We start from the raw sequence: 23,361 nt of genomic DNA, 5'->3' as shown, positions 1-23,361 counted from the left end.
GTATTACGCTGAGCACGTATCGTGCTGAACAAGTATCTCGCTGAGCGAGAGAATAGTCGCACATGCCCTCCCCGAGGAAGGACGACAGGGTGTCCGAGGTTGCCGACCCGATGCGGCTGGTGCACCTGCTGCGTGGCCTGACGGTCGAACTCGACCTGTTCGGCGCCGAGTTCGCGGCCCGCAACGGTCTGCATCCGACCGATCTGCGGGCGCTGATCCACCTGCTGGACGCGGCCAGGGTCGGGGAGGTGGTCACCCCGGGCCGGCTCGGCGAGGCGCTGGGGCTGAACTCGGCGGGCACCACCGGCCTGGTGGACCGGCTGGAGCGGCTCGGGCTGATCCGGCGCGAGCGGGACCCGCGGGACCGGCGCCGGGTGCGGCTGCTGGTGGAGGAGCGGGCGATGGAGCTGGGGGAGGGTTTCTTCGGCGGGCTGATCGGCGATCTGGTCGCGGCGATGCGGCAGTTCGAGCCGGGGGAGCTGGACACGGCCCGGCGCTTCCTGACGGCGATGACCGGGGTGGTGGCGGCCGCCCGGGAGAACTGAGTGTCCAGGGAGGGCCGGGGCTACGCGGGGCCGAGGGTCCAGCTGATCACCGACAGCGTCGCCATCGACACCAGCGTCGACCAGAGCACCGCGTCCCGCGCGAGGGCGATGCCCTGCCGGTACTCGCGGGCGTAGGTGTACACGTTCTGTGCGGTGGGCAGCGCGGAGAACAGCACCACGGTGAGCAGTTGGTGCGCGGGCAGGTGGAGCAGCGGGCCGGCCACGGCGAGGGCCACCAGCGGCTGGACCAGGGTCTTGAGCGCGACGGTCAGCCCGACCTCGGTGCGGCGCGGACGGCCCTCCGCCGGCGGGCGGTTGTGCAGCGATATGCCGAGGGTGATCAGCGCGGTCGGGACGCCGGCGCCGCCGAGCAGTTCGCAGGAACGGTTCAGCTCGGCGGGCAGGTGCAGTCCGGTCGCCGAGGCGAGGGCGCCCAGGGCGGTGGCCAGCAGGATCGGGTTGCGGACGGGCAGGGTGAGCAGCGCCCGCCGCCCGGCCGCGCCGCCGTCCAGGACGGCCAGGACGGCGGGGGTGACCACCAGGATCTGGAACAGCACCACGGGCGCCACGAAGGAGGCGTCGCCGAGGACCTGCATGGTCACGGGGATGCCGAGGTTGGCCGAGTTGACGTAGCCGGAGGCCATCGCGCCGACGGCCAGTTCGCCGGGTTTGCGGTGGAACAGCAGCCGCCCGACGAGCAGCCCGAGGCCGATCGTGACCACCGTGCCCGCCGTGAAGGCGAGCATCGAGGCGTTGGCGAAGCGGTCCAGCGGGGTGCGGGCGATCATCAGGAACAGCGCGGCCGGCATCGCCACGTGGAAGACGAACCGGTTGAGCACCGTCTCGGCCTGCGGCCCGAGCAGCCCGGTGCGGCCGACGACGTAGCCGACGCCGGTGAGCGCCCAGATCGGCGCGAAGGCGGACAGCAGGGGGTGCAGGGCTGGCATGGTTCCTCGGATCGCTCGGGCGGATCTGCCGGTGCGACGGGGGTCTCCCGTCGGGGGCGCCGACTCCCGAGCGCGGTGACCCCCCGAAGCCCATGAACCCCCGGGGCAGTAAACCAGTGGCCGTCGGCGAGGTGATCAACGGGCCTGTCGCGGGCACGCCAGCCGGGTCGGGCCGTCGGCGGGATCGGCGGGCCAGGAACGAGGCCGACCGCCAGGAACGCGGTTACCGCCCGGAGCGACGCCGACCGCCCGGGCCTACGATGAGCCGATGGAGGACCAGTACCTGAGCCTGTCCGAGGTGGAGGCGATCGCGCGCCGGGCCCACCGGGGGCAGGTGGACAAGAACGGCCACCCGTACGGCGAGCACATCGCGGCGGTCGCCCACGGGACGGCGGCGCGCGGCGGCAGCGCGGCGCAGGTCGCGGCGGGCTGGCTGCACGACACCGTCGAGGACGACCGGCTGAGCCGGGAGTGGCTGGCCGGGGCCGCGCTGCCGGAGGAGACCAAGGCGATCGTGGACGCGCTCACCCGGCGCCGGGACGAGCCGGTCGAGGAGTACACCGCGCGGATCCTGGCCACGCCGGGCGCGCTGCTGGTCAAGCGCGCGGACCTGGCGCACAACTCCGATCCGGCCCGCCTCGCCGTGCTGGACCCGGCGACCGCCGAGCGGCTGGCCGCCAAGTACGCGCGGATGCGCGAGCTGCTCGGGCTCACCGGCGAGCTGTAGTCCCCGAGCTGTAGTCCCCGAGCCGGGGCCCAAGGAGCCGGGGCCCGAGGAGTCGGAGTCCGAGAGCCCGCCGCCCACGGGCGTCGGAGAACCACAAGAGGGCCCGGACCACGCGGATCGCGCGGGTCCGGGCCCTCTCGGGCACCCCGGTGGTCCCTGTCCGACCCCCGGGGTGAGGGGGAGTGGTCAGGTGACGGTCGGAGGCTGGTGGGCCGATGGGGTCGGCTTAGTACCAGTGGTTGGCCTGCCAGAAGTTCCAGGCGGCGTTCGGGCTGCCGTAGCGGGTGTTCATGTAGTCCAGCGCCCACTTGATCTGGGTGGCCGGGTTGGTCTTCCAGTCCGAGCCCGCCGAGGCCATCTTGGAGCCCGGCAGCGCCTGGGCCAGGCCGTACGCGCCGGAGCTCGCGTTGGTCGCGGACACGTTCCAGCTCGACTCGTGGGCGATGATCTGGCTGAAGGAAGCCAGCTGGTTGGCCGGGACGATCTGGGCGGCGATGGCCTGCGGGGAGGCGGTGGCGGCGTTCGCGGTGGCGGGCAGGACACCCGCGCCCAGGGCGGTCAGACCGGCGGCGCCGGCGAGGATCGCGGCGGAGGTGCGCATACGGAGCTTGAAAGCGGGCATAAAGAGCAGGACCTCAATCGGGTTGGGCCGGGTCACTCCCCGCCGCAGACCTCGGCCGGACAGGGGCCGTAACGGTCGCGGGGTCGTGACCCGGCAGCAAGCCGTTCACCGGCGGGACAGGTGCCGGTGCGGCTGACGACTGAGCCATTGTTGGCAGACGGCATCGGCCCCCGCCAAGACCCCCTCGGTACGACCCACGGTCGTACGGAAGGGGCCGCCGTGGATTCGAAGGGGCGGTCGCGCGGAGCGTGCGGAGCGGGGGTGAGCTGCGCGAACGCGGGGGGTGCCGGGGTGGCGCGGGCGTTCCGGGGGTGTCTACTACCGCCCGTCGTGGGTGTTGATCACGTGTGAGCGCACTCACCGTGCGGGGCTCGGCGGGCGTCACTCGCCGGCCCGGTCGAAGCACGGTGGGTACAGACGATCAACCCCGCGCTGAGACCGGCGCCACACCCGAGCGGCGGGATCGGCGCCACACCCGAGCGGCGGGATCGGCGCGACACCCGAGCGGCGGGATCGGCGCCACACCGCCGCGCCGAGCGGCAGGAGGTGGGAGGCGGGTCCTAACGGAGGTCGCCCAGTCGTCGGTGCCGGACGGCCCGGGCCGCGAGCCGGTCCGTTTCGGTGGTCGCCGACAGGGCGCCGAGCGCCGCGCCGACCGCCTGCCCGAGCCGGGCGCAGAAGGCCGCCGGCTCCTCGGCGGCGTCCGGCAGCTCCGGGACCACCTCGTCGACCAGCCCGACCTCGGCCAGCCGGTGCGCCCCGATGCCCTGCGCGCGGGCCAGCTCGGCGGCGTGCGCGCCGTCCCGGTGGACGATCGCCGAGGCGCCCTCCGGCGGCAGCGGCGCCAGCCAGGCGTGCTCGGCGGCGATCACCCGGTCCGCCGGGAGCAGTGCGAGCGCCCCGCCGCCCGAGCCCTGGCCGAGCAGTACGGCCAGGACGGGGGTGCGCAGCGCGAGCAGGGTGGTCAGGCAGTGGGCGATCTCCACCGCGATGCCGTCCAGCTCGGCCTGGGCGGACAGCTCGGCGCCGGCCGTGTCCACCACGGTGACGAGCGGCAGTCCGAGCTGCTCGGCCAGGCGCGCGGTGCGGCGTACGGCCCGCAGGTCGGCGGCGGTGAAGGGGCGCTCGTGCTCGGGGGTCTGCCGCTGCTGGCCGACGACCAGGACGGGCCGGCCGCCGAGCAGGGCCAGCGCCCGGACCAGTGCGCCGCCGCGCCCGCCGGGGGCGTTCAGCAGCACCAGCTCCTCGGCGGTGTGCCGCAGCAGCTCGCGGGTGCCCGGGCGGTCGGGGCGCCGGGTGCGGAGGACGGAGTCCCAGGCGTCGGGGTGCCCGTGAGTGCGGACGGGCGCGGGGCTCGGAGAGGCGGTGGGGTCTGTAGTAGGGGTAGGGGACGGCGGTGCGGCGGCGAGGACGGCGAGGGTGCGGCGGAGCAGCTCGCGCAGCTCCTGCGGGGGTACGACGGCGTCCACCAGTCCCTGGCCGGCGAGGGTCTCGGCCCGCTGGACGTCCGGCGGCAGTTCCACGCCGCGCAGCTCCTCGTACACGCGCGGGCCGAGGAAGCCGAGCCGGGCGCCGGGCTCGGCGAGGACCAGTTGTCCGAGCGTGCCCCAGGAGGCGAAGACCCCGCCCATGGTGGGGTTGCGCAGGTAGGTGAGGTAGGGGAGGCCGGCGGCGCGGTGCGCCTGGACGGCGGCGGTGATCCGCAGCATGCAGAGGAAGGCCGCCGAGCCCTCCTGCATCCGCGTCCCGCCGGAGACCGGCAGGGCGAGCAGCGGCAGCCGCTCGGCGGTGGCGCGCTCGACGGCGCGGGTGATCCGCTCGGCGGTGGCGACGCCGATCGAGCCGCCGAGGAAGCCGAACTCGGAGGCGATGAGGGCGACCGGCCGGCCGTCGATCGAGCCGACGCCGGTGAGGACGGCCTCGTCCAGGCCGGTGCGCTCGCGGGCGCGGTCGAGGGAGGCGCGGTAGCCGGGGTCGGGCCGGTCGACGGCCGGTGGCTCGTCCCAGCCGCGGAAGCCGCCCGGATCCACCAGCAGGCCGATCAGCTGGTGGGCCGTCAGTGCCGTGCCCGAGCCCGTACCCATGCCCACCCCGTCAGAGTCGTTCCGGCGATCGTTCCGGTGATTGCTCCGGCGATCGTTCCGGCGGTCGTCCCGGCCCCGCCGTGATCCGTCCGGCTAGGCGGCACTCTATGCGGCACGGTCCGGTCGGGACAGCTCCGACATGAGTTCGATGGCGGTCGACCCTTGCGCTGGACGGGCGGTTCGTGGGCGTTTCGCGGACGGCTCCGGGAGAGGGGCGCGGGGCTCGGCGTACGGCTCAAGTCCTCGTAGGTAAAGGGTAGTTACTCGCTGGTTAATAGTTTTTCTGAGGGCTTCCGGAGCTGACGGTGTCTCGTCAGACTGGTGGACATGACTCGCACTCTACGCGCGTGGAAGACCCGCGCCGCCGCCGTCACCGCCGTCGCCCTGATGACCCTCGCCCCGGTCGCCGTCGCCACCGAGGCGCACGCCGACGTGAGCGGCTCGGTCTGCCTCTCCGCCCTCCCGTCGCAGGCCACCGACACCCTCAACCTGATCGCCTCCGGCGGACCGTTCCCCTACTCCCAGGACGGGGTGGTCTTCCAGAACCGGGAGGGCGTCCTGCCCAGCGAGTCCTACGGCTACTACCACGAGTACACCGTCATCACCCCGGGCTCCCCGACCCGCGGCGCCCGCCGGATCGTGACCGGGCAGGCCAGCCAGGAGGACTACTACACCGGCGACCACTACGCCACGTTCTCGCTGATCGACCAGACCTGCTGACCGTCCGCTGATCACCCCGGGGTCGTCCCCGGACGCTCCGACACGACGGTGGCCTCGGCTGGCTTCCCCGCCGAGGTCACCGCCGTGCGGCCGTATCCGCAGCGGTAGCCGCTGCCCCCGGGCTCAGAGCTCGGACGGCCCCCAGGCACCCACCGCCAGCTCGTCCCCCACCCGCAGCGTGCCGGGCCGCAGCACCGCGAACTTGCTGCCGAACGCCACCCCGCCCGCCGCCGCCCGGCGGTACCGGGCCAGCGTGCGCAGCGGCTCCGGGCCCGCCTTGGTGCCGTGGAACTGGTCCACCATCGTCACGGCGCAGCGGATCGCGAGCTTGGCGTAGCCCAGTTCGGCCCCGCCCACCTCGATCCGGCGGGCCAGGTCCTCGGTGTGCGGTTCGGACCAGCCGTCCACCACCACGTTCGGGCGGAACCGGTCCATCGGCAGCGGCGGAGTGCCGGCGAGCTCGTTGAAGTACTCCAGCGAGGAGTGCGACACCAGGTGCACGGCGCAGCTGTCCGCGTAGCCCGAGGTGCCCGGGACCAGCCCGTCGGTCACCCGATCGTGCTCCGGCGGCACCCGGACCAGCCGGCTGCGCGCGCCCAGCACCCCGGAGAGCCAGTCGGCGGCCTCCTCGCCCTGGTCGATGCCGAAGAACGGCGCGCCGAACAGCCGCACCTCGCGGCGCGGGCCCCCGGTGTCCACCGGGACCGACACCGGCTCCGTCCCCGGGGCGGCCAGGGTCAGCGAACGGCCGTCCTCCGCCACCGTCGGGCGGACGGTGGCCAGCACCGGGTCCCGGCGCTGGGAGCGGAACACGCCCTCCTCGTCCACCACCATGAACGCCCGGTCGTGGGCCAGCCCGGCCCGGGTGAGCTCCGCCTGCGCGGCCGCCACCCCCGCGCAGCCCTTCACCGGGTAGTACCGCAGTTCCGTCACTGTGGCCATCGTCCTGCTCCCCCTTCGCGCCGGCGTGCCGTGCTACGCCCGCGTACCGTCCATCTCGCGAACCCCACAGGGTAGTTGAGCGGGTCGGTGGGGGCGGAGGCGGGACGGGGTGGATCCGCCCGCCGCTTGCTAGGGTCGGGGGCATGGCACCACCGAGCAGCGCGAACCCCCCGGGGCGGCTCCGGCGTGACGCGCAGCGCAACCGCGACCTCCTGCTCGCCGCCGCCCGCGACATGTTCTCCCGGCACGGCCTGGACGTGCCGCTGGACCAGATCGCCAAGGAGGCGGGCGTCGGCAACGCCACCCTCTACCGGCACTTCCCGACCCGCGAGGCGCTGATCGGCGAGGTGTTCGCGGACGCCGGGGGCGGCCTGGCCGCCGCGGGCGAGGAGGCGCTCGCCGACGCGGACGCCTGGAGCGGCCTCGAGCGGTACTTCGGGCGGATCTTCGAACTGGTCGCCGCCGACCGGGGCATCAACGACCTGGTCACCCAGGCCATCCCGACCATCCCCGGGATGATCGAGATCAGCCGCGGGCACGCCACCACCGTCGGCGCCCTGATCGCCCGCGCCCAGGAGCAGGGCACCATGCGCCGCGACGTCGTCACCATGGACCTGCTCTTCCTGCTCGGCCCGCTCTGCCGCGCCCTGCCGGCCGCCACCGAGCTGCGCCCCGACCTCTGGCGCCGCTACCTGGCCCTGCTGCTCGACGGCTTCCGAGCCCAGGCCACCCATCCGCTGCCGGTCCCGCCGATCGGGGAGGAGCACCTGGACCGGATGTTCGCGGACCTCTGGGAGGCGGAGCAGCCGGAGCCCTCCTGAGCCCGGGCCCTCCTGAGCCCGAGCCCACCGCAAGCCTGAGCCAGCTTCCGCCCGTGCCGCATCAGGGACGCGTACGGAAGGACGGGCCCCGCGTCAGAGCCGCGTCAACGGCCCGTGGCCGTACGGGCGCGGGCCGCTTTGCTGGGGTGGAATCGGCGCGGTCCGGTCCGGCCCGGTGCGAGGGCACCCGGGCGCGCGGGCGGACGGAGAGGCAGGGCGGGCCATGACGGACAGTGGTGCGGACGGGGGCCGGATCGTGGTCGGCATCAGTGGCTCGTTGGGCAGCCTCGCCGCGCTGCACCGCGCGGTGGCCGAGGCCCGTCGCTCGGACGTCGAGGTGCTCGCGGTGCTCTGCTGGACCCCGCCCGGCGACGAACTCGGCTACCGCCGCACCCCGTGCCCGCCGGTGATCGAGGCCGGCCGCGACGCCGCCGTGGCCCGGCTGCGGCAGGCCCTCGACGAGGCCTTCGCCGGACGCCACGCGGGTGTCCGGCTGCGCTGCCAGGCCGTCCGCGGCGACACCGGCCACACGCTGGTGCGGTGCGCGGACCGGCCCGGTGACCTGCTCGTCCTCGGCGCCGGACGGGAGCGCGGCCGCCTCGCCCGACTGGTGCACCCCTCGGTCACCGCCTACTGCGTCCGGCACGCCGCCTGCCCGGTCCTGGCCGTCCCGCGTCCGCCGCTGCAGCGCGAGCTGGAGGCCCTGGAGCGTGGTGGCGGGCTGCGGGAGCCGGCGGCGGGGAACTGAGGTCAGGCCGGCCTGACGTCAGGCCGACCCGGCCGCCTCGGCGAGGACGGCGGCGGTCCGCCGGCCGGCGGCCAGGGTGTCGGCGTCGGTGGCCGGGAGGCAGCGGCCGGCCTCGGGGTGGTAGGCGGTCATCACCACGCCGGCGTGGTCGGTGGGCAGTTCGAGGGTCCGTACCGCCGACATCTGCTTTGTAAGAGCAGCGCTCAACCGCCGGGTGTGCTCGACGTCCACGATCCCGTCCGCCGTGCCGTGGACCAGCCAGAGCGGGACGGGGGACGGGCCGGCGGCCAGGTGGTCGAGCGGGGCCTCGCCGGTGGTGACGGCCGTGGTCGAGTAGTGCGAGGCGATGCCGACGGCGGCGACGGGCCGTAGCTCGGCGGGGGTGTCCGGGTGGGTGGCCACGGCTATCGCCTCGCGGCCGCCCATCGACCAGCCGGCCAGCACGAAGCGGGCCGGGTCCCCGCCGTGCTCGGCGGCGATCCGGCGGGCCTGGGCCAGCGAGGCGAGCAGTTCGGCGCCGCCGCGGTCCGGCTGCTCGGAGCTCCAGTCCGGGACGAGCACCAGCAGCCCCAGCCCGGCGGCCTCCCGGGCCAGCGGCCGCAGCACGTCGCGCTCGTTCGGGCCGTTGCCGTGCCAGAGCAGCACGACGGGAGCCGGTCCGGCGGTGCCGGCGGCCGGGAGGTGGACGTCCATCAGCCGCCCTTCCGCGTACGGAGCGGCAGTCGGGGCGGCAGGCGGACCGGCCTCGGGTCGAGCGCTCGTCATGCGGGGTTCCCCTCCGGTTCGGTGGATGATCACGGAGCTGGTACTGTACTTCTCGTCGCGAGGGAGGGATTCCTCGTCAGGCGTCAGTGGTGCTACCAGAGCACGTCCTACTTTCAGTAGGAAGAGTCCGTGCGACCCGGGCCTGGCGCTCCAGAGTCGGACAGGGTCCGGTGCCGTTCGTTCGGCTCCGGGCCCTGTCCGCGTTTCCGGGAACAGGGTGACCGCCGGACGACCGTTCAGGACGGGGCGTTCTCGGGGCGAGGCGTTCTCAGGACGGCTGGCGGTCGGAGCCCAGCTCGCGGGAGATCCGCAGGCCGACCTGGGCGACCACCGGGCCGAGGGCGCGGACCCGGGCGGCGGTCATCCGTGAGGTGAGGCCGGAGACGGACAGGGCGGCGGTCACCTCGCCGGTGTGGTCGAAGATCGGGGCGGCGACGCAGCGGACCTCGGGCTCGTTCTCGCGGTCGTCGATCGAGTAGCCGCGGGCGCGGATGCGGGCGAGGTCGGCGCGGAGCCGGGGCTCGTCGGCGATGGTCCAGGCGGTCACCGGGCGCAGTCCGGCCGCGACCACCTCGGCGACGGCCTCCTCGGGCAGCCAGGCGAGGATCGCCTTTCCGGTGGCGGTGCAGTAGGCGGGGGCCCGGCTGCCGACCCGGGAGGCCATCCGGACGTTGGTCTCGTCCTCGACCTTGTCCAGGTAGACGATCCCGGGGGCCTGCCAGACGGTCAGGTGGACGGTCTCGCCCGCCTCGCGCTGGAGCCGCCGCAGGTGTTCGGCGGCGACGCTGCGCAGGTCGAGGGTGGTCAGGTAGGCCTGGCCGAGCCGCAGGGAGCCGTGGCCGAGCCGGAACCAGCCGGTCTCGCGGTCCCGGTCGAGGAGGTGCTCGTCCAGCAGGGGGCCGGCCAGTCGCAGCACGGTGCTCTTGTTCAGGCCGAGCCCGTCGGCGAGCTGGGCGAGCGGCACGCCGCGCCCGTCGCCGTGGTCGCGGACGTAGCCGAGGACGGCGAGCGCGCGGCGCAGCGAGGAGGACTGGTTGCGTTCGGTCGCGGGTTTCTTGGGCGCCGTCTCCGTCATGGGTCCGTTCCCTGTGTCGTTCTGCCGGTGTTCCCCCGCAGGTCGGCGGCGGTTGTCAGAACGTACCCGGTCGTGACGGGATCGCCTCATCTTCGATACAACGTTGTGCAGTGCAAAACTTTCCCCAACTCCCTCTTGTTGGCGCCGATCGCCCCCGCCTAACGTCCCTGCCATCGAGCAGGCGACGTCGCCCCACCCGAGCGCTGCGCCCTGCCGTACCCCCACCACTTCACCCACCATCGGCCCCGGTCAGGGCCTGCTTCGACGTGCCCGTCCCCGCGGCGGACGTCTCGGCGGCAGCTGTCGGGAGGGGAGGTCTCCACCATGCGACTCATCGGACGGACCGCCGCAGCCGTCGTGCTCGCCGCCGGCTGCCTGGCCGCCACCGCCTGTGCCCCCGGCACCGCCTCGCCGGCGAGCGACAAGGCCGCCGACGACCGGACCGGCACGCTGCAGGTCTGGCTGTACAACGAGGCGGGCAACGCGGCCAAGGAGGCCGTGATCGCCAAGGCCGTGACCGACTTCCAGGCCTCCCACCAGGGCGTCACCGTCAACGTCAGCTACATCGACACCGACGCCTCGGCCCGCGCGGCCAAGATGAAGGGCGCGTTCAACGACCCGAACAGCGCCCCCGACCTGGTCGAGTTCGGCAACACCGACCTGCCCGGCTACGTCGCCGCCGGCGGCCTCGCCGACATCACCACCGAGCTGGACAAGTGGCAGGACAAGGGCGACCTCGACCCGGCGATCGCCAAGACCGCCGTGGTGGACGGCAAGACCTACGGCCTGCCCTGGTGGGTCGGCGTGCGCGCGCTGTACTACCGCACCGACCTGTTCACCGAGGCCGGCCTCACCCCGCCGACCTCGTACGCCGAACTGGTCGCCGCCAACCAGAAGATCCACGCCGCGCACCCGGACACCTTCGGCATCGCCGTCGGCGGCAAGTACACCTTCGCCGCGCTGCCCTTCGTCTGGGACGCGGGCGGCGACATCGCCACCAAGGACGGCGCCGCGTTCAAGGCGGCGATCAACTCGCCCGCCTCGCAGGCCGGGATCAAGCGCTACACCGACCTCTTCGGCGCGGACGGCTGCCCCGCCCAGCAGTGCGCGGACCTGACCGGCGGCAAGACCGTCGACCTGTTCGCGGCCGGCAAGTCGGCGATGGCGGTGCTGCTCAACTCCAACCGCGGAAAGGTGGACGCGGGCGCGGTCAAGGGCAAGTACGGCGTGGTGCCGCTGCCCGGCGAGAAGCCCGGCTCGATCGCCCCGGCCTTCGCCGGCGGCAACAACCTGGGCGTGATGAAGGCGGCCAAGCACCGCACGCTGGCCGTCGAGTTCGCCGAACTGCTGGCGAGCCCCGCGTACCAGGAGCAGATGTACGACGCGATGGGCAACCTGCCGACGCTCAAGTCCGTCAGCGGCAAGGTCGCGGCGAAGGACGCGTTCCTGAAGCCCTTCACCGACACCATCGCGGCCGGCACCAGGTTCGTCCCGCTCGACCAGGCGTGGGCGCAGATCGACGCCCAGGCGGTGATCCCGACGATGCTCCAGCAGGTCGTCACCGGCAAGGCGGACGTGGCCAAGGCCTCGGGCGACGCGGCCGCGCAGGTCTCCTCGGCCTTCGCCGCGCACTGACGGCCGACCGCCGGCGGCGGGGGCGCGCCACGACCGCCGCCGCCGGCATGTGAGTCACCGCCACCGTCACCGCCGCCGGCAGCGAGTCACCGGCGCTGCCGGTACCGAGTCACCGCCGCCGGCACCGAGCCACCGGCGCCGCACCGCCGGCCCCCGGCCGCGTACGGACGGCCCCCCTCCCGGTTCGTCTCAGAGAGCAGGTCCCGCACGTGTCCGTATCCACCTCGACCGCCCCGGCGCCGCCTTCCCCGCAGAGGCGCCGTGGGGGAAGGGCGCCGGCCGCACCCCCGGGCGGCCGGCGCCGGCGGCCCCCGCTGCTGCTGCTCCTGCCGGCCGCGGTCATCCTGATCCCGCTGGTCGCCTACCCGATCTACCAGCTCGGCCTGCTGTCCGTACTGGACTTCGGCCAGGCCCAGGCCTCGGGCGGCGCCCCGACCTCCTTCGTCGGCTTCGGCAACTACTCGAAGATCCTCGAGGACGAGCAGTTCTGGACGGTGCTGTTCCAGACCATCGGCTTCGCGGCGTTCTGCGTGGTCGCCACCCTGGCCGTCGGCGCCACCCTCGCGGTGCTGCTCACCAAGGTCGGCCGGTGGCCCCGGCTGGTGCTGACCACCGCGGCGATGGCCGCCTGGGCGGCGCCGGCGATGACCGGTTCGACGGTGTGGAGCTTCCTGTTCGACACCAACCTCGGACTGGTCAACCACACCCTGGAGGGGCTCGGACTCTCCGGCTTCCACGAGTTCAACTGGTTCTACGACAAGTGGACGGCGTTCCTGATCGTCGGCGCCGTGGTGGTGTGGCACTCCTACCCGTTCGTGATGGTCACCCTCTACGCGGGCATCCGGGCCATCCCGGAGGAGATCATGGAGGCGGCCGCCCTGGACGGCGCCAACACCTGGACCACCTTCCGCCGGATCACCGCACCGATGCTGCGCCCGATCCTGACCATCGTGGTGATCCAGTCGGTGATCTGGGACTTCAAGGTCTTCACCCAGATCTATGTGATGACCGAGGGCGGCGGCATCGCCGGCCAGAACCTCGTGCTCAACGTGTACGCGTACCAGAAGGCGTTCGCCTCCTCGCAGTACGGGCTGGGCGCGGCGATCGGCGTGATCATGCTGCTGATCCTGGTGATCCCGACGGTCCTGTACATCCGCACCCTGCGACGGACGGGGAACGAACTGTGAGCCCGGCGAACTCCCCGGCGAACTCCCCGGCGAACTCTCCGGCCGTGAAGCCGGCCCGGAACACCGGCGGCCCCCAGGACGCGAGCCGCCCCCGGAACACCCGGGGCCGGAACACCCGCGGCCGGTGGCGGCTGGCCGCCAACAGCGGCGCGATCGTGCTGGCCGTGGTCACCGCCTTCCCGATCTTCTGGATGGTGCTCTCGGCCTTCAAGCCCAAGGGCGAGATCCAGTCGCTCGACCCCAGGCCGTGGACCGCCCACCCCACGCTGGAGAGCTTCCGTCAGGTGCTCAGCGTGGACGGCTTCGCCCGCTACTTCGGGAACAGCCTGGTGGTCGCGCTGTCGGTGGTGGTGCTGTCGGCGATCGTGGTCTTCCTGGCGGCGGTGGCCGTGACCAGGTTCCGGTTCAAGTTCCGCACCACCATCATGGTGATGTTCCTGATCGCCCAGATGATCCCGGTCGAGGCGCTGACCATCCCGCTGTTCTTCATGTTCCGCGACGCCGGACGGTTCGCCCCGGGCATCGGGCTGAACACCCTGGCCTCGCTGGTCCTGGTGCAGCTGGCGTTCTCGCTGCCGTTCGGGATCTGGATGATGCGCGGCTTCGTCGCGGCCGTCCCGGTCTCGATCGAGGAGGCGGCGCAGATCGACGGGGCGGGCCGGACCCGCATCCTGTGGCGGATCCTGCTGCCGCTGGTGGCCCCGGGCCTCGCCGCGACCAGCGTGTTCTCCTTCATCGCGGCGTGGAACGACTTCGTCTTCGCCAAGACCTTCATCATCAGCGCCACCCAGAACCAGACGCTGCCCTCGGCGCTGCTGGTCTTCTTCAAGCCGGACGAGAACGACTGGGGCGGCATCATGGCGGCGTCCACGCTGATGACCGTGCCGGTGCTGATCTTCTTCATCGCGGTGCAGCGCAAGCTGGTCTCCGGGCTGGCCGGTGCGGTGAAGGACTGATCGCCCGCGCGTGCGGAGCGGCCGGGAGTCCCGTCGTTGTACGGGACTCCCGCCGTCGTACAGGGGTTGCCGACCGGCTCAGGAGACGAAGCCGACGATGTCGGTGCCCTGCCGGCTCCGCGCGATCCGGAGCCAGCCGACGACCTCCGCGACGGCCTCGGCCACCTCGCGCTCCGGCACCGGGGCGCGGCCCTCGCGCCCGGCCCGGTCGAACCGGTCCAGCGCCTGCCCGCAGTCCCCGGCCGACCAGGTGCCGCAGGACGGCACCGCGCAGAAGGGGAGTCCGGCAGGAAGGCCGCCGCCGTACTGGAAGTCCGCGACCGAGACGGCGGTGATCCCGTACGCCTTCAGACCGTCGTCGACCACCTCCAGCCAGTTGCCCCGGAACGGGCCGAAGGAGTCGACCTCCAGGGGTTGCCCGACCAGCCAGCACAGCCGCCGGTACGCGTAGCCGTACTGGAAGGCGTGGTCCTCGTTCCCGGAGAAGGGCCCGCCGTGCACCACGGCGCGCAGCGCCTCCAGGGCGGTCGGGGCGCCCTGCGCGATCTCGTCGGCGAAGTGCTCGTCGGACCTGTCCAGGGACGGGCCGAAGTACGCGAGGGCCTCGTCGACCGCTCCGTCGTCGCCGCTGCCGACGCGGGCACGGAGCTCCGCGGGGTCGACCAGGTACGCGCGCAGGAAGGAACTCATATCAGCACGGTAGCGGGCGCAACGGACAGCCGGGTCGGCGGGTCCGGCCGCCCTCGGGCGGTGGGGTCGTACCGAATCTTCTTGCCGTAGAGGCAAGTTGACGGGACGGCAGCGGCCTCGCCGGCTCCCCGGGTGAAGGGCGGGAGCGTCGGCGGCCCGGGCTCAGGCCGCGGCCGCGGAGTCGCTGGCCGGGACGGCGACCAGCACGAACTCCGCGCCGGCGTCGTCCCGGACCAGCGCGGTGCGGCCGAACGGCCCCGGCGCCGGACCGGTGACGACGGCGCCGCCGAGGGCGCGCAGCCGGTCGGCCGCGCGGTCGGTGTCCTCGGTCGCGAAGTGGACCAGCCAGCGTGCGCCTCCCTCCGAACCGGCGCCCGGGCCGGAGGGGCTGGAGGGGTCGGAGGGGCCGATGCTGCACGCGGGCCGACCGGCCACCCGGGCGAGGGTGTGGCCCGCCCGCGGCCGGTCGTAGCTGTAGCCGACGACCCGGCGGTAGAAGGCCCGCGCGGCGTCGGGGTCGGGGGAGAGGTGCTCGTTCCAGGCGAACGCGCCCGGTTCGTCGACCAGTCCGGCGCCGTCGATGGTGCCGGCCCGCCAGAGCCCGAAGCGGGCACCGAGCGGGTCGACGGCGAGCGCGGCGCGGCCCTGCTCGGGCACCTCGTACGGTTCGCGGGCGAGGCGGCCGCCGGCGGCCCGGACGGCGGCGGCGGTGCGCAGCGGGTCGGGGCAGGCGAGGAAGGTGGTCCAGGCGGGCGGGTCGCTCGGCCGGGCCCGTTCGACGGCCGCGACCTGGGCGCCGTACCGGGTGGCCACCGCCTCGGCGGGGCCGGTCGGGACGAACTCCCAGTCGAACAGCGCGCCGTAGAAGGCCTGCGCCCGTGCGGTGTCCGGCGTCGTGAGCACGACCCAGCACGGGACCCCGGCGCGGTAGTTGCCCGGCTTCGGCATGCGGTCCTCCTGGCGGGCCCGGTGTCCGGCGCCCGGCGTCCGGTGCCCGGAGCAACGGCCCCACCCGCCAGCCTCCGCGCCCGGCGGGTGCGCGGCAAGCGGGCGTCCCCGACGACGATGCCTAGGACACCCCGTGCGGCCGGAACTGGACGCTGATCCGCGGGCCCACCGGGCGGGCCGTCTTGGGGACCGCGTGTTCCCAGGTGCGCTGGCAGGAGCCGCCCATCACCACCAGGTCCCCGTGGCCGAGCGGGTGGCGGACGACGGTCGTGCCGCCGGACCGGGGCCGCAGCGCCAGTGTGCGCGGCTCGCCGACGGAGAGGATCGCCACCATGGTGTCCTCGCGGGCGCCGCGCCCGATCCGGTCACCGTGCCAGGCCACGCTGTCCCGGCCGTCCCGGTAGTAGCAGAGTCCGAGGGTGCGGAACGGCTCGCCCAGCTCCCGGGCGTAGTGGTCGCTCAGGGCGGCCCGGGCCAGGCCGAGCACCGGGTGCGGCGGTTCGGCGTGCGCCGGGTAGGAGGCCAGCAGGCGCGGGACGTCGACCGTCCGCTCGTACATCTCGCGGCGTTCGGCGCGCCAGGGCACGGTGGCGGCCAGCTGTTCGAACAGCTCGTCGGCCCCGTGCAGCCAGCCCGGGAGCAGGTCCAGCCAGGCGCCGTCGCCGAGCGGCTGCCGTCGCAGGCCGTCGAGCGGGCCGAGGCGGACGCCGCCGCGGTCGGTGTCGTCGAACAGCGAGGGCTGGAGGTGGACGGTGCCGTGCATGGGGTCAGCGTACGCCCTAGTTCGAACAGGTGCTCGAATATTGCGCCCAGGGCATGGGTATGCCGAGCGATGCACGGTGATATTCAGTTAATGCCTTCGATTTGCAGGCCAAATTGGGAGTATGGCAACCTAATCGCAGACATTGAAGAGTTTTGACATCGGAAAGTGAAGGATCATGTCGGACGGCGCCCGCGTCATCGTCGGAGTCAGCGGCTCCCTGCACAGCCTGACCGCCCTGCACCGGGCGGCCGAGGAGGCCCGGGTCCGGCAGGCGGTGCTGGTGCCGGTGCTCGCCTGGACGCCGGTCGGCGGCGAGCGCAACTACCGGGCCCGGCCGTGCCCGCCGCTGCTGCGCGCCTGGCAGGAGCTCGCCGAGGCGCGGATGGCGAGCGTGCTGGAGCAGGCCTTCGGCGGTCTGCCGATCGGCGTGCCGGTGCGGCCGCTGGTCGTGCGCGGCGATGCCGCCACGGTGCTGACCGGGCTCGCCGACCGTCCGGGCGACCTGCTGGTGGTCAGCACCGGCGAGCAGGGCGGCCTGCGGGTCAGGCTGCGCGGGCTGACGCGCCGCTCGGTCACCCGGCAGTGCCTGGCCCGGGCCCGCTGCGGGGTGCTCGCCGTTCCGCCGTCCACGCTGCACGAGGACCTGCGCGCGCTGCACCGCGGCATCGACCTGCGGGAGCTCGCGGCGGCCTGACGGCCCGTCAACTCCGGTGCGTGGTACGGCCGTCGACCACCGTGCGGGTGGGGCGAAGGTCGCGCAGCGCGTCCACCGGGCAGTCCAGCGGATCGACCGGCCACACCGTGAGGTCGGCGAACGCCCCCGGCCGCAGGCTGCCGCGCACCGCGCTCTCGCCGGTCAGCCGGGCCGCGTTCACGGTGTGCAGGGCGACCGCCTCGGCCCGGCCGATCGCGTGCTCCGGGCCGACCACCCCGGCCGTGGTGCCCCGGGTGGTCATGCCCCAGACCGACACCATCGCGCCGTACGGGCCGACCGGGAAGTCCGAGCCCCCGGTGATCAGCGCGCCCTCGTCCAGCCACTCGCGCAGCGGGAAGAGCGCGGCGGTGCGCTCCTCGCCCCAGGCCCGCTGCTGGGTGAGCGCGCCGTCGTGCAGCAGCGGGTGCTGGACCGTCACCGGGATGCCGAGGGCGATCGCCCGGGCCCGCTGTCCGGGGCGGGCCAGGCCGCCGTGCTCGACCACCAGGGTACCGGGCGGCAGGCCGGGGCGGCGCGCGGCCACCTGCTCGAAGACGTCCAGCAGCACCCGCAGCCCGCGGTCGCCCCAGGCGTGCACGCCGACCCGCCAGCCCCGCCCGACCACCCGGTCCACCGCCGCGAGCAGCTCGGCCGGCTCCCAGAGCAGCCGGCCGTGGTAGCACGGCTGCCCCCGGTAGGGCTCCTCCACGGCGCCCGCCTCGAAACCGCCGTCGATGCCGAACTTGACGCCCCACAGGCTCAGTCGGCCGTCGTCCCGGCCGGCGGAGCGCCAGGCGTCCATCCGCTCCAGCAGCGCGTCCACCTGCTCCGGTGTGCGGGCGGCGAAGCCGGAGACCAGCGCCCGGACCCGGACGGCCAGGGCGCCCCCGGCCCGCGCGGCGTCCAGCACCTCCAGGTCCTCGACCGGCACCAGGCAGTCGCGGACGGTGCCGATGCCGGTGGCGGCGAAGTCGGCGGAGGCGGCGCGCAGGCCCTCGATCCGCTCCGCGAGGGTGGGGCGCGGCAGCACCCGCTCGACCAGCTCGACCGCCCGGTCGACCAGCCGGCCGGTGAGCCGTCCGTGCCGGTCGCGCTCGATCACGCCGCCGGGCGGTGCCTCGGTGGCCTCGGTGATCCCGGCCAGCCGCAGCGCGGCCGAGTTGAGTACCATGTTGTACGCGCCGCGGCGCACCAGCACCGGGTGGTCCGCGGTGGCCGCGTCCAACTCCCCGGTGGTGGGCATCCGTTGCTCGGCCAGCAGTACCTCCTGCCAGTTGACCGTGGTCTGGATCCACTCCCCGGCGGGGGTGCGGGCGGCGCGCTCGCGGATCAGGGCGAGGAACCCGGCCAGATCGTGGGCCCGGTGGACGGGCACGCCGTGGACGCTGTGCCCGGCCATGACCAGATGGGTGTGGGTGTCGTCGAAGGCGGGCAGCACCGTCGAGCCCGGGGCGTCCACCACCTCGGTGGCCGGGCCGACCAGGGCGTCCAGGCCGTCGGGCGCGGGGGACAGGGCGGTGATCCGGCCGCCGGTGACGGCGACCGCCCGGCGGGGCGGCTCGCCGGGCACCAGGGTGTGCACGGCGGCGGCCCGGATCAGCAGGTCGGCGGGGACGGGGGCGGGGTCGGTCATTGCGGCTCCTGGATCGCCGGACACACCGGGGGGCGGGACAGCCCGGTGACCTTCTCGACGTACCGAAGACTGGGCTCGGCGAGCAGTCCGTGCAACTCGGTGAACACCGCGCGGGCCGGCACCGCGTTCCAGCCGGCGGGCAGCAGCTGCGCGGGCAGCCCCGGGTCCAGGTACGGCAGGCGGCGCCACTGGGTGAGCATCGGCACGTAGGCGCGGAACGCCTCGGCCGGGTCGACCGGCGACCGGTCGCGCCGCTCCTCGGCGGCCGGGTGCCAGGCGTCGGCGAAGGCCGCGTACTGCGCCTCGATCGCCGGGAGGTCCCACCAACTCGCCACCGCCGTCCGGAGATCGGCGAAGCCGGCGTACTCGGCGGAGAGGAACAGGTGGACGTAGGCGCTCAGCCCGAGCCGGTCCAGCAGCCGGCGGGCGTCCGGCAGCAGCCGGGCGGGCGCCAGCCAGACCCCGGGGGCGGCGTTGCCGAAGCCGAGCCAGCTCAGCCGGGAGCGCAGCTGGTGGCGGTGGGCGCGGGCGGACTCGGGCACCGAGAAGACCGCCACCACCCAGCCGTCGGCGAGTGCGGCGGGCTCCAGGCTGTGGAAGATCCGCCGGTCGCCCTCCTCGAAGACCGGCTCCACCGCCGGGGCGAGCCGGTAGCCGGTTCCGCCGCGGCGCTCCTGGAGCAGGGTGCCGGCCTTCTTCAGCCGGGACGTCGCCGAGCGGACGGCCGGGCCGTCGACGTCCAGCTCGGCCAGCAGGGCGATCAGGTCGGCGATGGATATCCAGCCGCCGAGGCGGCGGACGAACTCGCCGTAGACGGTGTTGATCAGGGAGCTCGGCCGGGGTGCGTTCTCGGACATGCGCGGGCCCTCCTCCCCGGCGACTGGTGGCGATCATAACGAGGGTGCGGGACATCGGAAGGGTCTTGCCGATCTTTGCCGGATGCGCCGATCCGGCGGGAAGCGCACGGAACACCTGCTACGGGTGACGCCTCCTGCGCGTACCGCTACCGCCCGCTACGCGTAGGCGCCGGAGAGCAGGGTCCCGGCCCCGGGGGCGAAGGCGGGCAGGCCGAGGGCCCGCAGCAGCTGGTGGGTGGTGCAGACGGCGGCCGAGACCACGGGCTTGCCGAGCTGCTGCTCGGCCTCCTCGACGGCGGACAGCGAGGGCAGTTGTACGCAGGCCGAGAGCACCACGGCGTCCGCCCCGGCGTGGGCGAGACCGCGGGCGATCGCGGGCAGCCGGGCCGGGTCGTGGGCGGCCACGTCGAGGTTGTCGGCGATCTCCAGGGCGGCGTGGTCGAGCACCTCGATGCCCTCCGCGGCGAGGTACTCGACCACCGTCCGGGCCAGCGGCCGCAGGTACGGGGTGACCATCGCGACCTTGGCGGCCCCGAGTTCGTGCAGCCCGGCGACCAGGGCGCCGGCGCTGGTGACCACGGGCGCGGGGGCGCCGTTCTGGATGGTGCGCAGGTGCAGCCGCCGCTCGGCCTCGCGGTGGTAGCCGTGGCCGGTGGCCATCACCGCGACCAGGCAGGCGTAGCCGAGCACGTCCACCCGGGCGTCCGAGAGCTCGGCGGCGCAGCGGTCGGACTCGGCGTCCATGGCGCGCAGTTGCTCGGGGGTGACCCTGGTCATCCGCATCCGGCTGGAGTGGAAGGTGAACCGCTCGGGGGCGACCGCCTCGCGGGCCCGCAGCAGGGCGGGGACCTCGGTCTCCATGGTGACGTTGGAACTCGGGACGATCTGGCCGATCCGGTAGGTGGTCATCGGGCGGACGGTCCTTTCCGGTCGGGGCTGGTCAGCGGGCGTCGACCACGGGGTTGGCGAGCGTGCCGATCCGCTCGATGGTGGCCTCGACGAGGTCGCCGGGCTGGAGGAACCGCGGGGGCACCATCCCGGCGCCGACGCCCGAGGGGGAGCCGGTGGCGATCACGTCGCCCGGTTCCAGGGTGACGCCGGAGGAGATGTCGGCGATCAGCCGGGCGACGCCGAACAGCATGTGGCGGGTGTTGGAGTCCTGCCGCGGCTCGCCGTTGACCTTCAGCGAGAGGTCGAGCCGCTGCGGGTCGGGGATCTCGTCGGCGGTCACCACGACCGGGCCGAAGGGGGCGTAGCCGTCCTGGCCCTTGGAGAAGAACCACTGGCCGGAGCGGCGCTGGTCGCGGGCGCTGATGTCGTTGACGATGCTGTAGCCGAACACGTGCCGCAGCGCCTCCGCCTCGGCCACCCGGAAGGCGGGCGCGCCGATCACCACGGCGAGTTCGCACTCCCAGTCGAGCTGCTTGGTGAGGTCGGCGTTGTGCGGGATGGGCCCGCCCGGGCCGGTGACGGCGGTCGAGGGCTTGCCGAACAGCACCGGGCGGTCGGGGAGTTCGCGGTCGGTGTCCAGGGTGCGGTGCGACTCGGCCACGTGCTCCACGTAGTTGAGGCCGACGCCGACGATCTTGCCGGGGCGCAGCGGCGCGCACAGCGAGACCTCGGCGAGCGGCCTGGTGGCCGGGGAGCCGGCGAGCAGCTCGCGGACGACGGCCAGGGCCGGTTCCCCGGCGCGGATCAACCCGAGGAGGTCGGGCGGGAGTTGAGCACCGGCGGCGGAGGCCAGGGAGGTCAGGTCGGCGACCCGGTCGCCGTCGAGCCGGGCGCCGAGGCGCGGGGCGGCTGCGGCTTCGGCGGTGGCAGCGGGGTCGGCGATTCGGAAGGTCAACAGGTGCATGGCGGTGGGGCTCCTGGTCAGGCGGTGGTGGTGGGCTGCTGCCCGTCCGGGTGGGCCTCTTCGCGGTGGAGGCCGAGCGCGTGCATCACCGGGAAGTCGTTGAAGGAGAACAGGCAGGCGTCCTCGCCCTGGTCGAGGTTCGCGTGCTCGTGCCAGGCCCAGGACGGGACGACGAAGACGTCCCCCCGCTGCCACTCGAAGCGGTGGCCGGCGATCACCGAGGCGCCCCGCCCCTTGGCCGCGGTGTACACCACCGAGCCGGTGTGCCGGTGGGCGCGGGTGGCCTGGCCCGGTCGCAGCAGTTGCAGGTGGGCGGACATGGTCGGCATCACCGGGCCGCCGGTGACGGGGTTGGTGTACTCCATGACCACGCCGTCGAAGGGCGATCCCTCGGTGGCGCGGGCGAGTCGGCAGAGCGCGTGGTAGCTGGGCTCCCAGGGCCAGCCGAACAGCGGCGAGTAGGGGCGGGTCCACTTCTCGACGCCGTACGGCAGCAGGTTGCCGCCGTAGCTGAGCAGCGAGGAGTTGGTGACCGGCCCGGGCCGCTGGTACAGCTCCGGGTGGACCTCGTAGAAGTTGGCGTCGAGGGTGTTGACCAGCGGGATGTCCAGGCCGTCCTGCCAGATCACCGGGGCGTCGTCGGCCTCGTTGCCGTGCTCGTGCCAGGTGTTGTTCGGGGTGATCGCGAAGTCGCGCGGGCCGACCTTGAGCTTCTGCCCGTCCACGACGGTCCAGGCGCCGGTGCCCTCGTGGACGAAGCGCAGTGCGGAGGCCTGGTGGCGGTGCGCGGTCATCGCCTCGCCGGGGCCCATGATCTGCAGCCCGGTGTACAACAGGCCTACAGCGGCGCTCAGTTCGCGGCGGCCGGGGTTCACCAGCATCACCACCCGGCGCCCGGCGTCGTCGGCCTTCACCAGCGGCAGGGCCTTGTGCACCAGCGGGCGGAGGTCGGCGTAGCGCCAGAGCACGGGGACGGACCTCGGCTGCGGGTACCAGGGCTCGATCTCGTTGGCGACCGTCCACAGGGCACCGGCCTGGTACTTGGCCAACTCCTCGTAGTAGGCGAGCAGTTCCGGGCTGTCGGTGACCCTGGCCCGGCCGATCCGGTCGTCGTCGTGACCGTTGTGACTACCGTGACCGTCGTGGCCGGGGGTGCGTTCGGGGCTGGTCATGCCTCCTCCTCGGGGAACACCAACGGCCGCAGCGGGCGGTTGTCCACGTGCAGCCGGAAGACGTCGAAGCGGTTGTAGTGGCCGACGATGTCGTGCATCTGCCGGGGCTGGACGCAGCGGCCGAGGTCGATCTCGGCGTAGACGATGCCCTCCTCGTCCACCAGCGGTTCGGTGACGGCACGGCCGTCCGGGCCGAAGATCCCGGACAGGGCGCTGTGCGGGCGGGCGAGCTGCTTGCGGAGCCGCGGGTCGTCGCCGGCGATCAGGTCCACGATCTCGGGGGAGACGGTGGAGCAGGAGACGACCGAGAACACCTTGCCCTCGAAGCAGTGCGCGGCGGTGCGCAGGGCGATGGAGTCCGCCATGTCGTAGTCCTCGGGGCCCACCGGCAGCGCGATGTAGCAGGCGGCGTGGACGAGTTCGCCCTGGGCCAGCAGGGTGAAGCGGGCCAGCGGGTTGGTGTTCTCGCCGCAGGCCAGCGCGCCGAGCGGGCCGACGGCGGTGGGGTGCACCGTGAGGGTGCTGCCGTCGCCCTGCCCCCAGGTCAGCTTCTCGGCCCAGGTCGGCACCAGCTTGCGGTGCACGCCGAGCAGTTCGCCGTCCGCGCCGATGATCAGCAGGGTGTTGTACAGCGGTCCGAGGCCGGGCCGGCCGCGTTCGTTGACCCCGATCACCAGCACCACGCCGGCCTGCCGGGCCGCGGCCCGCAGGGTGTCGACGTACGGGCCGGGGACGTCCACGGCGGCCCGGTACAGCCGGTCGTACCAGGGCGAGCCCTGCACCGGGTTCATCGTCCAGTTCCAGTACGGGTAGCCGGGCACGAAGACCTCGGGGAAGACCACCAGTTCGGCGCCGTGCCCGGCCGCCTCGTGGATCAGCGCGACGGCCTTGTCGACGGTGGCGGCCGGGTCCAGGTAGACCGGGGCGGCCTGGACGGCGGCGGCGGTGAAGCGGGGCAGGTCGGGCATGGTTCCT

The 23,361-nt window shown here is 73.9% G+C and carries 24 protein-coding genes; 9 read left to right on the top strand and 15 right to left on the bottom strand.

Annotated features, from left to right (window positions below):
* Window positions 1-110 precede the first annotated feature (110 nt).
* On the top strand, window positions 111-545 hold the full coding sequence (locus tag ACLWS4_RS17405; protein ID WP_387975759.1) for a MarR family transcriptional regulator: 435 nt from the start codon (window positions 111-113) through the stop codon (window positions 543-545).
* A 20-nt stretch (window positions 546-565) separates the two neighbouring features.
* On the opposite strand, the gene ACLWS4_RS17400 is transcribed toward ACLWS4_RS17405, so the two are convergent.
* Window positions 566-1,492 carry an AEC family transporter gene (locus ACLWS4_RS17400; protein ID WP_387975734.1) on the bottom strand — a complete coding sequence of 309 codons (927 nt, stop codon included), beginning with the start codon at window positions 1,490-1,492 and terminating at the stop codon, window positions 566-568.
* A 268-nt stretch (window positions 1,493-1,760) separates the two neighbouring features.
* On the opposite strand from ACLWS4_RS17400, the gene ACLWS4_RS17395 reads away from it, so the two are divergent.
* Complete coding sequence (locus tag ACLWS4_RS17395) at window positions 1,761-2,219, top strand: HD domain-containing protein (protein ID WP_049659345.1); 459 nt, start codon at window positions 1,761-1,763, stop codon at window positions 2,217-2,219.
* A 226-nt stretch (window positions 2,220-2,445) separates the two neighbouring features.
* On the opposite strand, the gene ACLWS4_RS17390 is transcribed toward ACLWS4_RS17395, so the two are convergent.
* Window positions 2,446-2,820 carry a transglycosylase SLT domain-containing protein gene (locus tag ACLWS4_RS17390; RefSeq protein WP_241853055.1) on the bottom strand — a complete coding sequence of 125 codons (375 nt, stop codon included), beginning with the start codon at window positions 2,818-2,820 and terminating at the stop codon, window positions 2,446-2,448.
* A 581-nt stretch (window positions 2,821-3,401) separates the two neighbouring features.
* Entirely contained in the window at window positions 3,402-4,925 is a 1,524-nt protein-coding gene (locus ACLWS4_RS17385) for a carboxyl transferase domain-containing protein (RefSeq protein ID WP_416874523.1), read from the bottom strand.
* Between the two features lie 387 nt (window positions 4,926-5,312).
* Between ACLWS4_RS17385 and ACLWS4_RS17380 the strand changes: the two genes are divergently transcribed.
* Complete coding sequence (locus ACLWS4_RS17380) at window positions 5,313-5,645, top strand: ribonuclease (protein ID WP_049650667.1); 333 nt, start codon at window positions 5,313-5,315, stop codon at window positions 5,643-5,645.
* Window positions 5,646-5,768: 123 nt separating this feature from the next.
* On the opposite strand, the gene ACLWS4_RS17375 is transcribed toward ACLWS4_RS17380, so the two are convergent.
* Window positions 5,769-6,587 carry an MOSC domain-containing protein gene (locus ACLWS4_RS17375; protein ID WP_416874522.1) on the bottom strand — a complete coding sequence of 273 codons (819 nt, stop codon included), beginning with the start codon at window positions 6,585-6,587 and terminating at the stop codon, window positions 5,769-5,771.
* A 143-nt stretch (window positions 6,588-6,730) separates the two neighbouring features.
* Here ACLWS4_RS17375 and ACLWS4_RS17370 point away from each other — a divergent pair, with 143 nt between their 5' ends.
* A complete protein-coding gene (locus tag ACLWS4_RS17370) occupies window positions 6,731-7,408 on the top strand; it encodes a TetR/AcrR family transcriptional regulator (RefSeq protein ID WP_117492341.1) in 678 nt (225 codons plus the stop codon).
* A 223-nt stretch (window positions 7,409-7,631) separates the two neighbouring features.
* Entirely contained in the window at window positions 7,632-8,156 is a 525-nt protein-coding gene (locus ACLWS4_RS17365; RefSeq protein ID WP_074004499.1) for a universal stress protein, read from the top strand.
* Between the two features lie 18 nt (window positions 8,157-8,174).
* Here the strand turns inward: ACLWS4_RS17365 and ACLWS4_RS17360 are convergent, their stop codons facing one another.
* Together ACLWS4_RS17360 and ACLWS4_RS17355 are read right to left on the bottom strand one after the other, a co-directional pair.
* Window positions 8,175-8,921 carry an alpha/beta hydrolase family protein gene (locus ACLWS4_RS17360; RefSeq protein WP_416874521.1) on the bottom strand — a complete coding sequence of 249 codons (747 nt, stop codon included), beginning with the start codon at window positions 8,919-8,921 and terminating at the stop codon, window positions 8,175-8,177.
* 268 nt (window positions 8,922-9,189) lie between these two features.
* On the bottom strand, window positions 9,190-9,996 hold the full coding sequence (locus tag ACLWS4_RS17355; protein ID WP_049650658.1) for an IclR family transcriptional regulator: 807 nt from the start codon (window positions 9,994-9,996) through the stop codon (window positions 9,190-9,192).
* A 324-nt stretch (window positions 9,997-10,320) separates the two neighbouring features.
* Between ACLWS4_RS17355 and ACLWS4_RS17350 the strand changes: the two genes are divergently transcribed.
* The 3 genes from ACLWS4_RS17350 to ACLWS4_RS17340 all read left to right on the top strand — a co-directional run bounded on the left by ACLWS4_RS17350 (window position 10,321) and on the right by ACLWS4_RS17340 (window position 13,774).
* Window positions 10,321-11,631, top strand: coding sequence for an extracellular solute-binding protein (locus tag ACLWS4_RS17350; protein WP_387975723.1), 1,311 nt, complete (start codon window positions 10,321-10,323; stop codon window positions 11,629-11,631).
* A 209-nt stretch (window positions 11,632-11,840) separates the two neighbouring features.
* Entirely contained in the window at window positions 11,841-12,818 is a 978-nt protein-coding gene (locus ACLWS4_RS17345) for a carbohydrate ABC transporter permease (protein WP_049650656.1), read from the top strand.
* 44 nt (window positions 12,819-12,862) lie between these two features.
* A complete protein-coding gene (locus ACLWS4_RS17340) occupies window positions 12,863-13,774 on the top strand; it encodes a carbohydrate ABC transporter permease (RefSeq protein WP_387975720.1) in 912 nt (303 codons plus the stop codon).
* 78 nt (window positions 13,775-13,852) lie between these two features.
* Here ACLWS4_RS17340 and ACLWS4_RS17335 read toward each other — a convergent pair whose 3' ends face one another.
* From ACLWS4_RS17335 to ACLWS4_RS17325, 3 genes are all read right to left on the bottom strand, one after another.
* Window positions 13,853-14,464 carry a hypothetical protein gene (locus tag ACLWS4_RS17335; RefSeq protein ID WP_416874520.1) on the bottom strand — a complete coding sequence of 204 codons (612 nt, stop codon included), beginning with the start codon at window positions 14,462-14,464 and terminating at the stop codon, window positions 13,853-13,855.
* 162 nt (window positions 14,465-14,626) lie between these two features.
* Window positions 14,627-15,412, bottom strand: a complete 786-nt coding sequence (locus ACLWS4_RS17330) for a VOC family protein (RefSeq protein ID WP_416874519.1) — start codon at window positions 15,410-15,412, stop codon at window positions 14,627-14,629.
* 121 nt (window positions 15,413-15,533) lie between these two features.
* Window positions 15,534-16,175, bottom strand: a complete 642-nt coding sequence (locus ACLWS4_RS17325) for an alpha-ketoglutarate-dependent dioxygenase AlkB (RefSeq protein ID WP_074004505.1) — start codon at window positions 16,173-16,175, stop codon at window positions 15,534-15,536.
* A gap of 175 nt (window positions 16,176-16,350) precedes the next feature.
* On the opposite strand from ACLWS4_RS17325, the gene ACLWS4_RS17320 reads away from it, so the two are divergent.
* Complete coding sequence (locus tag ACLWS4_RS17320; protein ID WP_416874518.1) at window positions 16,351-16,869, top strand: universal stress protein; 519 nt, start codon at window positions 16,351-16,353, stop codon at window positions 16,867-16,869.
* 7 nt (window positions 16,870-16,876) lie between these two features.
* Here the strand turns inward: ACLWS4_RS17320 and ACLWS4_RS17315 are convergent, their stop codons facing one another.
* The 6 genes from ACLWS4_RS17315 to ACLWS4_RS17290 form a co-directional block, all read right to left on the bottom strand.
* Window positions 16,877-18,502 (bottom strand): amidohydrolase, encoded by a 1,626-nt coding sequence (locus ACLWS4_RS17315; RefSeq protein ID WP_416874517.1) that lies wholly within the window; start codon window positions 18,500-18,502, stop codon window positions 16,877-16,879.
* A complete protein-coding gene (locus ACLWS4_RS17310) occupies window positions 18,499-19,359 on the bottom strand; it encodes a PaaX family transcriptional regulator C-terminal domain-containing protein (protein ID WP_416874516.1) in 861 nt (286 codons plus the stop codon). The genes ACLWS4_RS17315 and ACLWS4_RS17310 overlap by 4 nt, the downstream gene beginning before the upstream one ends.
* 156 nt (window positions 19,360-19,515) lie before the next feature.
* Window positions 19,516-20,268, bottom strand: a complete 753-nt coding sequence (locus tag ACLWS4_RS17305; protein WP_049650649.1) for an Asp/Glu racemase — start codon at window positions 20,266-20,268, stop codon at window positions 19,516-19,518.
* A gap of 31 nt (window positions 20,269-20,299) precedes the next feature.
* Window positions 20,300-21,214: a fumarylacetoacetate hydrolase family protein gene (locus ACLWS4_RS17300; RefSeq protein WP_416874515.1), complete on the bottom strand. Its 915-nt coding sequence runs from the start codon at window positions 21,212-21,214 to the stop codon at window positions 20,300-20,302.
* Between the two features lie 17 nt (window positions 21,215-21,231).
* Complete coding sequence (locus ACLWS4_RS17295) at window positions 21,232-22,386, bottom strand: cupin domain-containing protein (protein WP_416874514.1); 1,155 nt, start codon at window positions 22,384-22,386, stop codon at window positions 21,232-21,234.
* Window positions 22,383-23,354, bottom strand: coding sequence for a carbon-nitrogen hydrolase family protein (locus ACLWS4_RS17290; RefSeq protein ID WP_049650647.1), 972 nt, complete (start codon window positions 23,352-23,354; stop codon window positions 22,383-22,385). The genes ACLWS4_RS17295 and ACLWS4_RS17290 overlap by 4 nt, the downstream gene beginning before the upstream one ends.
* Window positions 23,355-23,361 lie beyond the last annotated feature (7 nt).

Source organism: Kitasatospora sp. SC0581 (assembly GCF_048159585.1).
Taxonomy (GTDB): Bacteria; Actinomycetota; Actinomycetes; order Streptomycetales; family Streptomycetaceae; genus Kitasatospora.
The sequence above is the reverse complement of the archived record's forward strand: the minus strand, read 5'-3'. Positions and strand labels throughout refer to the sequence as shown.

Bases quoted from the DNA above. Each gene is read 5' to 3' on its own strand.
- ACLWS4_RS17405 (WP_387975759.1), top strand. From the start codon at position 111: ATGCGGCTGGTGCACCTGCTGCGTGGCCTGACGGTCGAACTCGACCTG.
- ACLWS4_RS17400 (WP_387975734.1), bottom strand. From the start codon at position 1,492: ATGCCAGCCCTGCACCCCCTGCTGTCCGCCTTCGCGCCGATCTGGGCG.
- ACLWS4_RS17395 (WP_049659345.1), top strand. From the start codon at position 1,761: ATGGAGGACCAGTACCTGAGCCTGTCCGAGGTGGAGGCGATCGCGCGC.
- ACLWS4_RS17390 (WP_241853055.1), bottom strand. From the start codon at position 2,820: ATGCGCACCTCCGCCGCGATCCTCGCCGGCGCCGCCGGTCTGACCGCC.
- ACLWS4_RS17385 (WP_416874523.1), bottom strand. From the start codon at position 4,925: ATGGGTACGGGCTCGGGCACGGCACTGACGGCCCACCAGCTGATCGGC.
- ACLWS4_RS17380 (WP_049650667.1), top strand. From the start codon at position 5,313: ATGACCCTCGCCCCGGTCGCCGTCGCCACCGAGGCGCACGCCGACGTG.
- ACLWS4_RS17375 (WP_416874522.1), bottom strand. From the start codon at position 6,587: ATGGCCACAGTGACGGAACTGCGGTACTACCCGGTGAAGGGCTGCGCG.
- ACLWS4_RS17370 (WP_117492341.1), top strand. From the start codon at position 6,731: ATGGCACCACCGAGCAGCGCGAACCCCCCGGGGCGGCTCCGGCGTGAC.
- ACLWS4_RS17365 (WP_074004499.1), top strand. From the start codon at position 7,632: ATGACGGACAGTGGTGCGGACGGGGGCCGGATCGTGGTCGGCATCAGT.
- ACLWS4_RS17360 (WP_416874521.1), bottom strand. From the start codon at position 8,921: ATGACGAGCGCTCGACCCGAGGCCGGTCCGCCTGCCGCCCCGACTGCC.
- ACLWS4_RS17355 (WP_049650658.1), bottom strand. From the start codon at position 9,996: ATGACGGAGACGGCGCCCAAGAAACCCGCGACCGAACGCAACCAGTCC.
- ACLWS4_RS17350 (WP_387975723.1), top strand. From the start codon at position 10,321: ATGCGACTCATCGGACGGACCGCCGCAGCCGTCGTGCTCGCCGCCGGC.
- ACLWS4_RS17335 (WP_416874520.1), bottom strand. From the start codon at position 14,464: ATGAGTTCCTTCCTGCGCGCGTACCTGGTCGACCCCGCGGAGCTCCGT.
- ACLWS4_RS17330 (WP_416874519.1), bottom strand. From the start codon at position 15,412: ATGCCGAAGCCGGGCAACTACCGCGCCGGGGTCCCGTGCTGGGTCGTG.
- ACLWS4_RS17325 (WP_074004505.1), bottom strand. From the start codon at position 16,175: ATGCACGGCACCGTCCACCTCCAGCCCTCGCTGTTCGACGACACCGAC.
- ACLWS4_RS17320 (WP_416874518.1), top strand. From the start codon at position 16,351: ATGTCGGACGGCGCCCGCGTCATCGTCGGAGTCAGCGGCTCCCTGCAC.
- ACLWS4_RS17315 (WP_416874517.1), bottom strand. From the start codon at position 18,502: ATGACCGACCCCGCCCCCGTCCCCGCCGACCTGCTGATCCGGGCCGCC.
- ACLWS4_RS17310 (WP_416874516.1), bottom strand. From the start codon at position 19,359: ATGTCCGAGAACGCACCCCGGCCGAGCTCCCTGATCAACACCGTCTAC.
- ACLWS4_RS17305 (WP_049650649.1), bottom strand. From the start codon at position 20,268: ATGACCACCTACCGGATCGGCCAGATCGTCCCGAGTTCCAACGTCACC.
- ACLWS4_RS17300 (WP_416874515.1), bottom strand. From the start codon at position 21,214: ATGCACCTGTTGACCTTCCGAATCGCCGACCCCGCTGCCACCGCCGAA.
- ACLWS4_RS17295 (WP_416874514.1), bottom strand. From the start codon at position 22,386: ATGACCAGCCCCGAACGCACCCCCGGCCACGACGGTCACGGTAGTCAC.
- ACLWS4_RS17290 (WP_049650647.1), bottom strand. From the start codon at position 23,354: ATGCCCGACCTGCCCCGCTTCACCGCCGCCGCCGTCCAGGCCGCCCCG.